Consider the following 15010-nt stretch of genomic DNA (forward strand, 5'->3'; position numbering starts at 1 on the left):
CCATGGCCCGGACATCCGCGCACGACACCGCCTATGAATGGAAGGCCGTCACCATCCTGGCGCTGGGCTTCGGCCTGATGGGCCTGGACCGCTGGCTGCTCGCCCCCATGTTCCCCTTCATGATGAAGGACCTGGACCTGTCCTACCAGGACCTCGGCCTGCTGATCGGGGTGCTGGGCCTGGCCTGGGGCGTGTTCTCCATCACCATGGGCCGCGTCTCGGACCGCGTCGGCCGACGCAAGGTCCTGATCCCGGCCGCCATCGCGTTTTCCTGCCTGTCCGGATTGTCGGGGCTGGCCACCGGCTTGATCAGCCTGATGCTGATCCGCACGGTCATGGGCGTTGCCGAGGGCTCCTTCTGCCCTGCCAGCGTGGCCGCGGCCGGCGAAGCGTCCCATCCCCGGCGCCGCGGCCTGAACCAGGGGCTGCAGCAAAGCGCCTTCCCGCTGTTCGGGTTGGGCCTGGCGCCCATCATCGCGACCCAGCTGATGGACGTGCTGCCCTCGTGGCATTACGTGTTCTTCCTGTCGGCGGTGCCGGGCCTGATCCTGGCGTGGTTCATGTACAAGGTCATCCGTGAACCCGGCAAGGGCGTCCAGGCCGGACTGCCCGCCGCGCCGGCGGCCGGGGCCACGCTGTCCTGGAAAGAGCTGCTGCGCCGGCGCAACCTGCTGCTCGCGGTCGGCTCCATCCTGTGCGCAATGACCGGCATCTTCGTGGTGGGCGCCATGGTGCCCAACTACCTGACCGACTATCTGAAGCTGACGCCGCAGCAGATGGGACTGGTGGTCTCGGCCATCGGCATCGGCGGGTTCTTCGGAGAATTCGCCGTGCCGGGCATCTCGGACTTCATCGGCCGCCGCGCGGCCGCCTTCCTGGCCTTCATAGGCGCCGCGCTGGCCCTGTACGCCTTCATCCGGACCGAGGCCTCGCCCTGGGCGCTGTTCGGCGTGCTGCTGGTGGTGTCGTTCTTCTGCTTCGGACTGCTGGCCCTGATGACGGGCCCCATCGCTACCGAAGCGGCGCCTCCCGGCATGGTGGCCTCGGCCATCGGCACGGTCAGCGGCCTGGGCGAGATATTCGGCGGCGGGGTCGCGCCGGTGGTGGCCGGCTACATCGCCCAGCACCACGGCATCCAGTACACGCTGTACCTGGCGCTGGGGGGCATCGCGCTCGGTACCGTGGTGTCGCTGTTCCTGAAGGAAACGGCGCCGCGCAAGGTCGAGGCCGGCGCGCAGGCTCAGGCGTCGTAGTGGCCGGCCGTGGCGCGGTAGGCCGAGGCCGAACTGCCCAGGGCCTTCTTCAAGGCCCGGCCCATTGCGCCCGCCGACGCGAAGCCGCAGACGCTGGCGACATATGAGACGGGCTGGTCCGTCGTCGCCAGCAGGTGGCGCGCCCGCTCCACCCTCATCGCGGTCAGATGGCGATACGGCGACACGCCTTGCGCGGCCTTGAAACAGCGCAGGAAATGGTAGCGGCTCAAACCGCACAAGGCAGCAAGCTCGGCCAGAGAAACATCCTCGGCCAAATGTTCGTCCATGTACCGGGTGACCTTGCGCAGCGCCTGGGGACCCAGGCGCGAGGCCGTCGCGCCTGCGGGCTCCGCCCGCCATTTCTTGCCCAGTTCATTCAGCACCAGGGCGCCGAAGCTGTCGGACAGCAGGCGCGACCCGTGCCCGGCCCCCAGGTCCTGGGAAAACGCCCCCAGGGCCGTGTAGATCAGCGGACTGACGAAACCGCGCTGGGCCAGCGACCACATGCCGTCCACCGGCCGCCGGCACCCCAGCTCGTCGAACATCTCCAGCGCCGCCTGCTGGTCGAACGTCAGCAGCGACACCCGCGCCGGGCCGTCCTTTACCCAGCGAAAGGCGGTACCGGGCGGAATCAGGTGCAGCGGATTGGCGAAATTGACGAAGTGGTCGCGGTATCCCCAGCCCAGATCGAACCTGGCCGATCTCAGCCGGTACTCGTGCGAGACGAGCAGAAGCATGTGAGGCAGCGCCGGACACGACAGCTCATGGGCATCGAAGCTGCAATGCACCACGCTGCCGGCCAGCCGTCCTCCGTAGTCGAACGACTGGTGCAGGCTGTAGGCGCCGGTATCCATCAGTACCCGGCGCAAGCGGGCGGCGGTCGGGGAACGGTCGGGGTTCACGGGATCTCCCGGAAGGCGGGAAGGACCCGCATATACTACCCGGCCCCCGGACCGGAGGGCGGACTTATCCCCACTCACTGTGAACAACCCTGGGGAAAGGCTGCGGACAAATCATCCGGCGCCAGCAAGCATGCGGGTTTGCGGGCGATGATGCGAAAATGGGCAATGCCGCGCTAACGGGGGACCAACCCCTCGGCCAGGCGTTGCTTGATGATCTTGCCGGCCGAGTTGCGCTCGAACTCGTCGACGAAATGGAAATGGCGCGGCACCTTGTAGGGCGCCAGCCGTTCCCGGCACCAGGCCGCCAGGGCCGCCGCGTCGCGCGTACCGCGCGTCGTCACGAAGGCCGCCACTTCCTCGTCGAACTCCTTCGAAGGCACGCCCACCACCGCCGCCTCCTGCACGTCGGGATGCGTCATCAGAATGGACTCGATCTCCAGCGGATAGATGTTCACGCCGCCGCGGATGATCATGTCCTTGGCCCGGCCGCACAGGAACAGATAGCCTTCTTCGTTCAGGTAGCCCAGGTCGCCCGGGTAGAAGAAACCGTCGCGGAAGGCCTCGATGCTGGCTTCCTCGTCGCGGTGGAAACCCTGCGCCACGGTGGCGCCGTCATAGCGGATGCGTCCGACCGCCCCCGGCGGCAGCGGCCGGTCCTGGTCGTCGACGATTTCCAGGCGCACGCCGAACACCGGGCGGCCGACCGAGGCGGGATGCGCCTCCAGTTCCTGGTTGGACAGCACGGTCACGCCGCCGCCCTCGGTGGAGCTGTAGTACTCGATGAAGTTGGGACAGACCTCGTTGCGGATCCGGCGCCTTTCCTCGGCCGTCAACGGCGAGCCCGACGAGATCAGCGTGCGCAGGCCGCGCAGCGGCGCCACGTCGCGCGGATCGGCCTGCAACACGCGGCGCAGCAGCGTGGGCACCAGGAAGGTGATCGTGGCGCCGGTCCGCGCCACCTCGGCGGCCAGTTCTTCGACCTTGTAGGGCGGCGGGCACAGCACCGCCGTGGCCCCCACGTACAGCGACGAGACCGAGAACGCACGCCCGCCGCCGAAGTACAGCGGCGTGGCGTTGATGTAAGTCTCGCGGCTGCCGAACCCCAGGTCGGCGTAGTGCGTGAAGAAGCGGCTCATGAACTGCGCGTGCGACAGCAGCGGCCCCTTGGGGCGCCCCGTGGTCCCCGACGACAGCGACAGGCAGAAGCCCCGGTCCTCGTCCGCATAGCGGTCGCGCGCCACCACCCGTTCCGAGCGGGCCAGCCAGGCCTCGTCGACCGCCATGCACAACCCGGGCGCGAAATCGTCCCCGGGCTCGACCAATACGCAGCGCGCGCCGAAATGCCGCGCCACCCTGAGTTTCTCGCCGGCCTGCCAGCGGCAGTCCACCGGCAGGATCACCGCCCCCGCCCGCGCCACGGCATACAGCATCACCAGGTGCTCGGGCGTGTCCTTCAGCGCCACGCCCACCACGTCGCCGGGCTGCACGCCGGTCTCCAGCAATAGCGAGGCCCACTGACGCACGAGCAGGTCGAGCCGCCGGTAGTCGATGACCCGCTCGCAATGGATGATGGCGGGCTTGGTGGGCCGCTGGCTGGCGTGCAGGGCCAGCTGGTCCGCGACGTTCGCGCCGCGCATCGGCATGACCGCGCTCATCGGTCCAGCCCGTAGACGCGCAGCACGTTGGCGCGCAGCAGCTTTTCGCGCGGGCCGGGGCGCAGGCCCAGGGCCTCGATTTCGTCGCGCGCCCGCTTGAAGTCCAGGATGGGGAAATCGGTGCCGAATATCACCTTGTCCTGGCCGTAGCTGTCGATGTACTTCACGAAGGCCTCGGGCCAGTACCGGGGGCTGTGGGCATCCGTGCCGATATAGACGTTGGGATGCTTCCAGGCCATGGCGATCATCTCCTCGGTCCAGGGTATGCCCACGTGTATCCCGATGATCTTCAGCTCGGGAAAATCGCAGGCCACCGCGTCCAGGCAGATGGGCCGGCCCACGCTGCGCAGCCGGTGCGAGGGATCGTAGATCATGGACTGCCCCACCTGGAGCTGTACCGGCACGTCCAGCTCCGCGCACTTGGCGTAGAAGGGATACCACTTCGCATGGTCGGGTGCGAGTTCGAACCAATGGGGGTAGAAATGCGCGCCGATGAAGCCGTACTCCCGCACGCCCTTCTCCAGTTCGCGCACGCCCCGCATGCCTTCCGTGGGATCCAGTCCGGCCAGCCCGTGGAAGCGGTCCGGATGGCGATTGACCGCCTCGGCCACCGCCTCGTAGGGCACGTGATAACTGGCGCGGTGCTGCCAGGGCCCGACCTTGGCGGCGATCAGAAAGGCCTGCTCGATGCCGGCGGCATCCATGCGACGCAGCATGTCTTCGTGCGACAAGCCCTGCATGACGGCGGTATCGACGTTCATCTTGCCGCTGTAGAAGGCATCGCGCTTGGGCCGCTGCGCCAGCAGCTCCGGCGTCCAGATGTTGACCACGGCGTCGATGGCCGGGATGTCGTAGCTGTGTGAGGTCATCGCGTCCTCGGTTACGGCGTCAGGTTGGCATTGGCGACGGCCTGCTTCCAGGCCGCCAGGTCCTGCTCGATCTTCCTGGCGAACTCGGCCGGGCCGGTCGGATGGGGATCCAGGCCGCTGGCCAGCAGCCGGTTCCTGATGTCCGGCATCGCCATCGTTTCCTTCAGCGCGTCGGCCAGCGTCTGCACCACGTCCCTGGGCGTGCCCGCTGGCGCCATCAGCCCGTACCAGACATTGAAGTCGAAGCCCGGCACCGTCTCGGACACCGCCGGCACCTCGGGCAGCACCGACGAGCGCGACTGGGTGCTGACCGCGATCGCCTTGAGCTTGCCCGCGCGGATCAGTTCCAGCGCCCCGCCCAGGCTCACGAAGGCGGACTGGATCTGGCCGGACATGATGTCGACCTGGATCTGCGAGGACCCCCGGTACGGCGCATGGACCATCTGGATGCCGGCCATCTTGGCCAGCGTGGCGCCCGCCACGTGCGTGCTGCTGCCTATGCCCACCGATCCGTAGGTGATCTTGCCGGGGTTCTTCTTCGCGTAGTCGATGAACTCGCGCATGTTGCCGGCCGGGAACGACGGCGCCACCACCAGCACCGTGGACCCCGACACGATCTGCCCGATGGGCTGGAAGTCCTTGATCGAATCGTAGCTGGGCTTGTCGGGCAGCCAGGGGCTGATGGCGATCGGTCCGACGTTGGCGAACAACAGCGTATAGCCATCGTTGCGGGAGCGCGCCACGTAGCTGGTGCCTATGCTGCCGTTGGCACCGCTGCGGTTCTCCAGCACGAAGGGCTGGCCGAACTTCTGCGAGAACTTCTCCAGCAGCGGCCGGATGATGGCGTCGGACGGGCCGCCCGGCGCCCAGGTATTGATCATCATGACCGGGCGCGACGGATAGTCCTGCGCACGGACCGCGGCCGGGGCGCCGGCCGCCAGCGCGGCGCACAGGATGGCCAGATGCTCACGAAGCTTGATGCGGGATCTCATTTCGCCTACCTCATCGTCTACAGGACTTGCATCGCATGCCGGGCGGGCCATCCCGCCCGGGTCAAACCGGTTTCAGGATCAGGTTGCCGTGCTCGTCGGTCGTGGCCGAGAAACCCGGCTCCAGCCACACGGTGGTATCGGGCTGCTCGAAGATGGCCGGCCCCTCTACCCGCGTACCCACGGGCAGGTCCAGGCGCGCATGGCGCGGCACGTCCGTCCAGGCGCCATCGACGTGGACGCGCTGCGTGCCGGCCGGCCCGGACGATACGTCGCCCGGCGGCGCCAGCAGGCGCAGGTCGAACTTCGGCCGCACGCCCACCCGTGCGTAGCGCAGGTTCATGATGCGTACGGGGATGCCGGGCAGCAGCCTTCCGAACTCGGTCCGGTACGCCGCTTCGAACGCGGCCGCCACGGCCTGCGCGTCCAGGCGGTCGGCCTCGACCGGCACCATCACCGTATGGGTCTGGCCCTGGTAGAGCATGTCCAGGAAGAGTTCCTCGCGCACCGAGGCGATGGCCACGCCGGCCGAGGCCAGGTGCGTGTCGCAGCGTTCGCGGAACTCGGACACCAGCGCGCGCAGGGTTTCGAAATCCACGTCGCCCAGACCGCGATTGATGGTCCGCACCGCGTCGTGGCGCAAGTCGGCCATCACGCATCCCAGCGCCGAGGTCACGCCGGGATAGCGCGGCACGATGCCCGTTTCCACGCCGGTTTCGCGCATCATCGCGCACACGTGCAACCCGCCTCCGCCACCGAAGGGCATGTAGGCGAAGCGGCGCGGGTCGTGTCCCTTCTCGATGGACACCAGGCGCAAGGCGCCGGCCATCTTGGCGTTGGCCACGGTCAGGATGGCCTCGGCCGCTTCCAGCGCGTCCAGGCCCAGCGGCTCGGCCACATGGGTCTGGATGGCGGCGCGCGCCAGTTCCACGTCCAGCTTGCCCAACAGCCCGCCGCCCAGCGGCCGCGCGGCGTCGATGCGGCCCAGCAGCAGGTTGGCGTCGGTGACCGTGGGGTAGGGATTGCCATGCCCGTAGCAGGCCGGCCCCGGACGGCTGCCCGCCGATTCCGGCCCCACCTGCAGCATGCCGCCGGCATCCACCTTGGCGATCGACCCGCCGCCGGCGCCTATGGTCTCGATCTGTATCATCGGCGAGCGCACGACCATGCCGAAGGCGATGCTGGTCTGCTCGGCCAGCGCCACCCGCCCGTCCACCACCAGCGAGACGTCGAACGAGGTTCCGCCCATGTCCCCCGTCATCACGTCCGGATGGCCCGCCGCCCGCGCGATCGCGGCGCAGGCGATGACGCCCGCCGCGGGTCCGGACAGCGTCGTGCGCACCGGCAGCTCGCAAGCCGTCTGCCGCGACATCACGCCGCCGTTGCTCTGCACGATCATCAATTGCCCGTCGAAGCCGCGCTCGCGCAGGTCGCCTTCCAGCCGCCGCAGGTAGCCGCCCACGACGGGCTGCAATGCCGCGTTCAGGCTGGCCGTGGAGACGCGCTCGAATTCACGGATCTCGGGCAGGACCTCGGCCGACGAGGTCACGCAGTCGTTGGGCCACAATTCGCGCACGCGCGCCACCGCTGCCGCTTCGTTGGCCGGGTTGGCATAGGTGTTGATGAAGAAGACGCAGACCGCCTCGCACCCCTGCGCCAGCAGTTCGCCCACGCAGGCCGCGACCTGGCCCAGGTCCACTTCCGTATGGACCGAGCCGTCGGCCAGCACGCGCTCGTCCACTTCCTTGCGCAGGTCGCGCGGCACCGGCGGCAGGTATTCTCCGCGCAGCCCCCAGGTATGCGGCCGGTCGCGCCGCCGCATCTCCAGCACGTCGGCGAAGCCGCGCGTGGTGATCAGTCCCGTGCGCGCGGCCTTGCGCTCCAGCAGCGCATTGGTGCCGACGGTGGTGCCATGGATGATGGTGGCGATACCCGCCGCGCCGTCGGCGGCATCGTCCAGCCGCGCGATGCCATTCATGAAGCCCACCGCTTCCTCGCCTCGCGTGGACGGGACCTTGACCACGGCCACCGACTGGTCCGCCTCGTCCAGCACGAACAAGTCGGTGAATGTCCCTCCCACGTCGACGCCGACGACCCGCTGCTGCCCGCTCACTGCCCACCCTCCGTCACATATCCCATGGCCCGGTCGCGCTCCACGGCGGCGCCGTCGCGCCGCGCGGGATCGCCATAACCGCCTCCGCCCGGCGTCTCCAGCCTGACCCGGTCGCCGCGGGACAGCGGTATGCCCATCATTTTCGACACCATGGGCGGGGTCCGCCACTGGCCGTCCACACGGTAGCTGAACCGGTTCAGCGCGCCGTTGCCGCCTCCCGCGATGCCCTTGGGTGCCGACTTGCCGCGTTCGCCGAAGACGAAGGCCTGCGCCGACTGCTCCAGGAGTTCGATCTCGTAGATCGCGCCCAGGCCGCCCCGGTGCATGCCGGGCCCGCCTGAATCCGGCCGCAGCGACCACTGCGTGAAGCGCACGGGATACGCGGCCTCGATGATTTCCAACGGCGGTATCGTGGCCGTGGAAATGGGCGCGTTGCCGTGGCTCAGGCCATCGCCGCCGGCATGGCCGCCGTGGCCGCCGCCGAAGAAGCTGAACATCACCCAGCGCTGGCCCTGGCGCCCTTCGTCGCTGCGCAGCCCGGCGATGGAAAGCGCGTTGATCGTGCCGTAGGCCTGGGCCACGGCGCGCGTCGGATCGGCCTGCGCCGCCGCGCTGAAGACCACGTCTATCATGCGCAGGATGGTCTCGGTGTAGCCGCCGACCGGCCGGGGCCGCTGCGCCGTGATCAGCAGCCCCTCGGGCATCACGAACTCGACCGCGTCCAGCACGCCGGCATTGGCCGGCACATCGGGAAACAGATGTTTGAGCGCGACATAGCAGGCCGCCACCGCGGTGGCGCGCGAGATGTTGACCGCGCCCGCGCAGGGACCCGAGGTGCGCGAAAAATCAAGCACCAGCCGCTCGCCCTCCACCGTCATATCCAGCGCGACGCGCAGCATCTCGTCGCGGATGCCGTCATTGTCGAGATAGTCCTCGAACGAATAGCAGCCGTCGGGCAGCGACGCGATGTGCGCCCGCATCAGCCTGCGCGCCCGTTCGCGCAGGGCGCCCATGGCGCCGGTCACCCGCGGTTCGCCATAGGCCGAGAACAGCTCGGCCAGGCGGCGCTCGCCCAGCTCCAGCGCCGCGAGCTGCCCGTTCAGGTCGCCCCACAGGCTGTCGGGCATCCGCGTGTTGGCGCGCAGGATGGCCAGCACGTCGGGATTCACCTCTCCTTGCTGCACGATGCGCACCGGCGGGATCTGGACCGCTTCCTGCCAGCACTCGGTGGCGGCCGGGTTGTAGTTGCCGGGGACGTTGCCGCCCACGTCGTGCCAGTGCGCCGCCGAGGCCAGGAAACAAACCAGCCGCCCCTCCAGGAAGAAGGGCTTGACCAGCTTGAAGTCGTTGGCATGCGTGCCGCCTTCGTAGGGGTCGTTGAACAGCCAGACCTCGCCCTCGCGCATGCCGCCCAGGGGCTGCGCCGCCTGGACCGCAGCGCGCACGGCGAAGGCCATCGCCCCGACGAACACCGGCAGGCCCGACTTGCCCTGCACGAGCGTATCGCCGGTCGCGCCGTCGTAGATCCCATGGCAGGCATCGTGGGCCTCGGCAATGATGGGATTGAACGCGCTGCGGTAGAGCGTGGCGTCCATTTCATCGGCGATCTGCTCCAGCCGCCCCTTCAGGACCGCCAGCGTGACCGGATCGAGCTTGACTTCCGACATGCGCCCCTCTTGCATTCAAGATACTCCGGAGGACTTTATTTATGATCTATTGTTCTGTCAATAGGACAATTAGAAAGCCGCATCAGCCAACCTCGGCCGCCGCCTGGCCGGTCAAGTCCTCCACCGCCCTCGCCTCGCGCCACAGCGCGTCCGCCTGTCCGTCGTCCAGCGCGGCGCGCGCCAGCTCGCGGAACTTGTGCTCCACTCCCGCCTTGTCCAGCGGCGGTACGTGCGTGCCGCCCGGCGAATAGGGGCCGTGTTCGGACGGCGTGCCGTACTCCATCATGCAGGTGCCGGTGCGCCGGCCGCCCCCGCGCAGCGCGATCTCGACCCGCGCCGGCAGGTAGCGCGGATATAGCGCGGCATACGCCTCGTCCACATGCAGGTGGATGCGGGGATACAGCCGCGTCACCTCCGGCTCGACGGCGGGCCGCCGTACGTTCGACAGGTCGTACCGGCCGTGGCACAAGGCGCTGGCCACGGTCCACACCACGCTCATCAGGCGGTCGTACAGCTCGTGCGACGGTCCGGGCGCCTGTCCGAAGCGCAGCGCGACCGGATAGGTGTGCACGTCGACGCGTTCGATGTCCCGCGCGGCCAACGCCCCGCCGCTCCAGATGGCCTGGATGGCGTCGATGGCCGGCTGGGCATGGCGGCAGGCGGGAATGGGCTTGAAGTACACGCCGTCCAGCGTCTCGCCGCGCCAGGTTTCCGGATCCTGCGCGAGCCCCCGGCTGCGCAGCACGTCCAGGACGCCCGGGTCGGCGCCGCCCTCGAAGACACGTGCGCCCGCCCCCAGGCCGGCGCGCGCCAGCTTCACCGATTCGATGGCGCAGCGCGCCGCCAGGCCGCCATGCAGCGGCACCGCCGAACCGTGTTCGGTCAGGCCGCGCAGCGCCGCCGCGGGAAACGAGAAGGCCGCGTTGCCGATCGCGCGCGCCAGGGTGTCCTCGTCCAGTTCCAGCAGGCGTCCCAATGCGGCGGTCGCCCCGATCGCGCCGGTGCACGAGGTCGGCGCCAGCCCCGCCAGCGTCAGGGCCGGATGCGCGCTGGCCGCCAGCCGGTTCGCGACCTCGTAGCCGACCGCGATGGCCATATGGACCGATGCCATGCTCCGGTCCTCGCGCATGCACCACACCGCGGGAATGATGGTGTTGCAAGGATGATTGCCGCCACTGCCGTAGCCGTCGTGCCATTGCAGCAGCGAGCCCAGGGTGCTCATCGCGATGGCGGCCGACTCCGGACTCAGGCCGGCCGGCGCGCCGGGAATCCGAACTTCGCCCGGCTGCGCCAGCACGAAGGCCGATTCGGCCTCGGGCAGGCTGGATCCGGCCAGCACGCAGCCCAGGAAGTCCGCCAGGATCAGCGCGACCTTCCCGCGCCGGGCCGGCGACAGGTCCGCGCGCCGCAGGCCCAGCGCGAACGCCGCCAGCCGCCGCGCCAGCGGCCGGCTTTCCCCGTCGACGTTCGGCGGGCGGGCCGTCATTTCAACAACGCCCGGGCGATCAGCATGCGCTGGATCTCGGATGCGCCTTCGCCGATGCGGTAATGCCGCACGTCGCGATAGAAACGCTCGACCGGCACGCCGCGGATCAGGCCCGAGCCGCCCAGTATCTGCACCGTCCGGTCGGCCACCCGCCCCACCATCTCGGAGCAGAACAGCTTGACCATGCTGGTGGCCGTGCCCGCGTCCTGGCCTGCATCGATACGCCGCATGGTGTCGTAGGCCAGCGACCGCGCCAGCGCCAGTTCGGTGGCCGAATCCGCCAGCATCCATTGAATGGCCTGCCTGTCGGCCAGTGGCTGGCCGAAGGTGACGCGGGTCTTGGCGTAGGCCACGGCTTCTTCCAAGAGCCGGTCGGCCGTGCCTATGCACGCGGCCGACACTCCCATGCGGCCGCTGGCCAGCGACCCCATGGCGATGCCGAATCCGCCGCCGACCTCGCCCAGCACCGCCTCGTCGGGTACGAAACAGTCGTCGAAGCGGATCTCGGCCAGTTCGATGGGATCGGAGCCGATGGTCTTGTCCACTCGCGCGATGTGCATGCCCGGCGTGCCCTGGTCCACCAGGAAGGCCGTGATGCCGCCCCGCGCGCGCCGCGCCGCATCGGTCACGGCCAGCACCATGACCACCTGCGCACGATGCGCGGCGCTGATGAACTGCTTCAGCCCGTTGATCACCCACCCCCCCGCCGTTTTCTCCGCCGTGGTGCGCAAGGCGGCCGCGTCCGACCCCGCCTCGGGCTCGGTCAGCGCGAAGCTGCCCAGCCATTCGCCGCTGGCCAGCCGGGCGACGTATTTGCCGCGCTGCGCCGGCGTCCCATGGCGCGCGATGCCGATAGGCGTCAGCCCGCTGGTGCAATCGAGCATGACCGTGAAGACGCGGTGCGAGCGCGCCACTTCCTCCATCACCAGGCAATAGGTGGCCAGGTCGAATCCCCCTCCGCCGTATTCGGCCGGCAGGCGCATGCCCAGGTAGCCCTGTTGGCGCATCTCGGCCAGCGCGGAAGGCGCCAGTTGGCCGTCCTGGTCCATCTGGCGGGCCAGGGGCTCCAGCCGTTCACCGACGAAACGGCGGATGGCGGGACGCATTTCGGCCAGCTCCGGCGTGCAATCTTGCTGCATGGGGCTTGAATAATTCATTATATGAATTGATAATTCGTTTTATGAATTTATTCTGGGCTTCACCTTGAAGGGTGTCAAGGCCCGCCCGCGCCATGAAAGAAACCGATCCGCTGTTCGTTACCGCGCTGGCCCGGGGCCTGGAAATCCTGCGCTGCTTCACGCCCGCGCGCGGCGAACTGGGCACCACGGAAATCGCCCGGCTGACCGGTCTGCCGCAGCCCACCGTCTGGCGGCTGTGCAAGACGCTGGCGGCGCTGGGCTATCTGGTGCCCACCGCCAACGACAAGCTGCGCGTGGGCGCGGCCGCCCTGCTGCTGGGCTATGCCGTGGTCGCGCAGACCGGGATCAATGACTATGCCGTGCCGCTCATGAAGGCCGCCGCCGATACCCTGGGCACCACGGTGCTGCTGGCCGAGCGGCACGAAGCCAGCATGGTGGTCATCCAGCGTTGCGAGCCCGCCCAGGTGCGGCGCGTGATGCTGCACATCGGCTCGACCGTGGGCCTGACCGATTCATCGTTGGGCTTGGCATACCTGGCGGCCCAGCCGCCGGCCGAGCGCGAACGCATCATTGCCGGGTTGCAGGCGGACGGGCGATGGGATGCCGGCCAGGCCCCCGGCCGGCTGCGGGCGGCGCTGGACGACTACGAACGGCATGGCGCGGTGCTCATGCGCTATCCGCAAGAGCATTTCACCGCCATCGGCGTCCCGGTCCAACCCGCCGACCGGCACCGCACGCTGGTGCTGACCTGCGGCGCCTCGGACGCCTTGTTCACCGACGCCCACGTCGCCGCCACCGTCGCGCCCACGCTGAAACGCCTGGCGGCGGAAATCGCCCCGCTGCTGATAAAGCGATAAACCGGGGCTACCCTACACTTCCCCAGAGGTCGTGATCGTCGGAGCGGGCGATGCGGACGGAAATGATGTCGCCCACCTTGTAGCGCTTCCAGGGCTTGTCCACGGGCGCCACATAGACCTTGCCATCGATGTCGGGCGCATCGCCCATGGAGCGGGCAATGCCGCCTTCGGGGCCCACCTCGTCCACCACGCACTTGATGACCTTGCCGACGCGGCGCGCCAGGCGCTTGCGGGACACCGCTTCCTGGACCTGCATGAAGCGGGCCTGGCGCTCCTGCCGGACGTCGTCGGGCACGGGATCGGGCAGTTCGTTGGCGGCCGCGCCTTCGACCGGCGAATAGGCGAAACAGCCCACGCGGTCGAGCTCGGCCTCGCGCAGGAAGTCCAGCATTTCCTCGAACTCGGCCTCGGTCTCGCCTGGGAAGCCGGCGATGAAGGTGCTGCGTATCGTCAGGTCCGGACAGATCGCGCGCCAGGCGCGAATGCGGTCCAGGTTGCGTTCGGACGAGGCCGGACGCTTCATCAGCTTCAGGATGCGCTGGCTGGCATGCTGGAACGGCACGTCCAGGTACGGCAGCACGCGGCCGCCGTTCTCGTGGACCTCGTTCATCAGCGGCAGGACTTCGTCCACGTGCGGATAGGGATACACGTAGTGCAGGCGGATCCAGGCGCCCAGCTTGGACAGTTCGCGCACCAGCTCGGTCATCCGGGTACGCACCGCGCGGCCGTCGACGAAGCCGGTGCGGTACTTCACGTCCACGCCATAGGCGCTGGTGTCCTGCGAAATGACCAGGATTTCCTTGACGCCGGCCTTGACCAGGTTCTCGGCCTCGCGCATGACCTCGTGGATGGGCCGCGACACCAGGTCGCCGCGCATGGACGGGATGATGCAGAAGCTGCAGCGATGGTTGCAGCCCTCGGATATCTTCAGGTAGGCGTAGTGCTTGGGCGTCAGGCGCACGCCCTGCGGCGGCACGAGGTCGCTGAAGGGATCGTGGGGCTTGGGCAGGTGCTGGTGCACCGCCTGCATGACCTCGTGGGTCGCGTGCGGCCCCGTCACGGCCAGGACCTTGGGATGCATCTTCTGCACCACGCCCTCGCCGTCGGACTCCTTCTTGGCGCCCAGGCAGCCGGTCACGATGACCTTGCCGTTGGCCTGCAAGGCCTCGCCTATGGTGTCCAAGCTTTCCTTGACCGCATCGTCGATGAAGCCACAGGTATTGACGATGACCAGGTCCGCGTCCTCGTAGGTCTTGGAGGTCTCGTAGCCTTCGGCGCGCAGTTGGGTCAGGATCTGCTCGGAGTCCGAGGCCGCCTTCGGACAGCCCAGACTGGCGAAGGCCACGCGGGGAATGGCGGTGTTGATCGGGGAATCGGATGAATGGATGGACATCGGGCGCACCGCGAGCGCGACTCGCGGCCGGAATTAGCGGAATGGGGGCATTTTACCGGGTTACGGCAGCCGCCCCCCGCGCTACTTGCGCTCGTCGTCCTTGGACGCGGAGGTGAAGGGAAAAGTGGTGAACATGGACCGGGTCTGGTTCTGCATCTGGTCCTGCATCTGCACGAACAGGTTCTTGCTCTGCTCGATGTAGTTGCTCATCATGCTCTGGATCATCGGCGTCTGGACGTTCATGAACTGCGCCCAGGCCTCGGGGCCGAACTGGCCGCCGTACAGGCCCTTGGACTGCTCGCCCAGCTTGTTCTGGATCTCCATGAAGGCCTGGATGTTCTTTTCCAGGTACGAACCCATGATGCCCTGCATCGCATGGCCGTAGAAACGGATGATCTGGGCCAGCATGGTGGACGTGAACATGGGCGCGCCGGCGGTTTCCTCTTCCAGGATGATCTGCAGCAGGATGCTGCGGGTCAGGTCCTCGCCGGACTTGGCATCGACGACCTCGAAGGTCTCGTTGTCCAGCACGAGCTGCTTGACGTCGGCCAAGGTGATGTAGGTGCTGGTCTGCGTATCGTATAACCGGCGATTGGGATATTTTTTTATCAACCGCAACGCGTTGCCGGCTCCCGCTTGCTGCGCCATGCTTGCCCCCAACTTAGATTTGTATGAAACCGGTGCGGT

The 15010-nt window shown here is 68.3% G+C and carries 12 protein-coding genes; 2 read left to right on the forward strand and 10 right to left on the reverse strand.

What is annotated here, in order from left to right; translation table 11 throughout:
- The first annotated feature begins 2 nt into the window (after positions 1-2).
- Positions 3-1253, forward strand: coding sequence for an MFS transporter (locus WKR98_RS17650; protein ID WP_341434220.1), 1251 nt, complete (start codon positions 3-5; stop codon positions 1251-1253).
- Here WKR98_RS17650 and WKR98_RS17655 read toward each other — a convergent pair.
- From WKR98_RS17655 to WKR98_RS17690, 8 genes are all read right to left on the reverse strand, one after another.
- On the reverse strand, positions 1241-2155 hold the full coding sequence (locus WKR98_RS17655) for an AraC family transcriptional regulator (protein ID WP_124689409.1): 915 nt from the start codon (positions 2153-2155) through the stop codon (positions 1241-1243). The genes WKR98_RS17650 and WKR98_RS17655 overlap by 13 nt on opposite strands.
- Before the next feature lie 173 nt (positions 2156-2328).
- Positions 2329-3810 carry a class I adenylate-forming enzyme family protein gene (locus WKR98_RS17660; protein ID WP_341434221.1) on the reverse strand — a complete coding sequence of 494 codons (1482 nt, stop codon included), beginning with the start codon at positions 3808-3810 and terminating at the stop codon, positions 2329-2331.
- Positions 3807-4679: an amidohydrolase family protein gene (locus WKR98_RS17665; protein WP_124689407.1), complete on the reverse strand. Its 873-nt coding sequence runs from the start codon at positions 4677-4679 to the stop codon at positions 3807-3809. Before WKR98_RS17665 ends, WKR98_RS17660 begins: the two co-directional genes overlap by 4 nt.
- An 11-nt stretch (positions 4680-4690) precedes the next feature.
- Positions 4691-5671: a Bug family tripartite tricarboxylate transporter substrate binding protein gene (locus tag WKR98_RS17670; RefSeq protein WP_161567813.1), complete on the reverse strand. Its 981-nt coding sequence runs from the start codon at positions 5669-5671 to the stop codon at positions 4691-4693.
- Positions 5672-5732: 61 nt separating this feature from the next.
- Positions 5733-7781 carry a hydantoinase/oxoprolinase family protein gene (locus tag WKR98_RS17675; protein WP_341434222.1) on the reverse strand — a complete coding sequence of 683 codons (2049 nt, stop codon included), beginning with the start codon at positions 7779-7781 and terminating at the stop codon, positions 5733-5735.
- Complete coding sequence (locus tag WKR98_RS17680; protein ID WP_341434223.1) at positions 7778-9448, reverse strand: hydantoinase B/oxoprolinase family protein; 1671 nt, start codon at positions 9446-9448, stop codon at positions 7778-7780. Before WKR98_RS17680 ends, WKR98_RS17675 begins: the two co-directional genes overlap by 4 nt.
- Positions 9449-9530: 82 nt before the next feature.
- Positions 9531-10934, reverse strand: a complete 1404-nt coding sequence (locus WKR98_RS17685; RefSeq protein ID WP_124689403.1) for an MmgE/PrpD family protein — start codon at positions 10932-10934, stop codon at positions 9531-9533.
- A complete protein-coding gene (locus WKR98_RS17690; RefSeq protein ID WP_341434224.1) occupies positions 10931-12073 on the reverse strand; it encodes an acyl-CoA dehydrogenase family protein in 1143 nt (380 codons plus the stop codon). Before WKR98_RS17690 ends, WKR98_RS17685 begins: the two co-directional genes overlap by 4 nt.
- A 92-nt stretch (positions 12074-12165) precedes the next feature.
- On the opposite strand from WKR98_RS17690, the gene WKR98_RS17695 reads away from it, so the two are divergent.
- A complete protein-coding gene (locus tag WKR98_RS17695) occupies positions 12166-12930 on the forward strand; it encodes an IclR family transcriptional regulator (protein WP_341434225.1) in 765 nt (254 codons plus the stop codon).
- Between the two features lie 7 nt (positions 12931-12937).
- Here the strand turns inward: WKR98_RS17695 and rimO are convergent, their stop codons facing one another.
- Positions 12938-14323 carry a 30S ribosomal protein S12 methylthiotransferase RimO gene (gene rimO, locus WKR98_RS17700; RefSeq protein WP_124689400.1) on the reverse strand — a complete coding sequence of 462 codons (1386 nt, stop codon included), beginning with the start codon at positions 14321-14323 and terminating at the stop codon, positions 12938-12940.
- An 81-nt stretch (positions 14324-14404) separates the two neighbouring features.
- Positions 14405-14971, reverse strand: coding sequence for a polyhydroxyalkanoate synthesis repressor PhaR (gene phaR, locus WKR98_RS17705; protein ID WP_087841135.1), 567 nt, complete (start codon positions 14969-14971; stop codon positions 14405-14407).
- Positions 14972-15010: the final 39 nt, after the last annotated feature.

Origin of the sequence: Pigmentiphaga sp. YJ18, from assembly GCF_038066655.1 — a bacterium.
Classification (GTDB): domain Bacteria; phylum Pseudomonadota; class Gammaproteobacteria; order Burkholderiales; family Burkholderiaceae_B; genus Pigmentiphaga.

What these genes read in the sequence shown, in the direction of transcription:
- WKR98_RS17650 (WP_341434220.1), top strand. Translation starts at nt 3, where the DNA reads ATGGCCCGGACATCCGCGCACGACACCGCCTATGAATGGAAGGCCGTC.
- WKR98_RS17660 (WP_341434221.1), bottom strand. Translation starts at nt 3,810, where the DNA reads ATGAGCGCGGTCATGCCGATGCGCGGCGCGAACGTCGCGGACCAGCTG.
- WKR98_RS17665 (WP_124689407.1), bottom strand. Translation starts at nt 4,679, where the DNA reads ATGACCTCACACAGCTACGACATCCCGGCCATCGACGCCGTGGTCAAC.
- WKR98_RS17670 (WP_161567813.1), bottom strand. Translation starts at nt 5,671, where the DNA reads ATGAGATCCCGCATCAAGCTTCGTGAGCATCTGGCCATCCTGTGCGCC.
- WKR98_RS17680 (WP_341434223.1), bottom strand. Translation starts at nt 9,448, where the DNA reads ATGTCGGAAGTCAAGCTCGATCCGGTCACGCTGGCGGTCCTGAAGGGG.
- WKR98_RS17685 (WP_124689403.1), bottom strand. Translation starts at nt 10,934, where the DNA reads ATGACGGCCCGCCCGCCGAACGTCGACGGGGAAAGCCGGCCGCTGGCG.
- WKR98_RS17690 (WP_341434224.1), bottom strand. Translation starts at nt 12,073, where the DNA reads ATGCAGCAAGATTGCACGCCGGAGCTGGCCGAAATGCGTCCCGCCATC.
- WKR98_RS17695 (WP_341434225.1), top strand. Translation starts at nt 12,166, where the DNA reads ATGAAAGAAACCGATCCGCTGTTCGTTACCGCGCTGGCCCGGGGCCTG.
- rimO (WP_124689400.1), bottom strand. Translation starts at nt 14,323, where the DNA reads ATGTCCATCCATTCATCCGATTCCCCGATCAACACCGCCATTCCCCGC.
- phaR (WP_087841135.1), bottom strand. Translation starts at nt 14,971, where the DNA reads ATGGCGCAGCAAGCGGGAGCCGGCAACGCGTTGCGGTTGATAAAAAAA.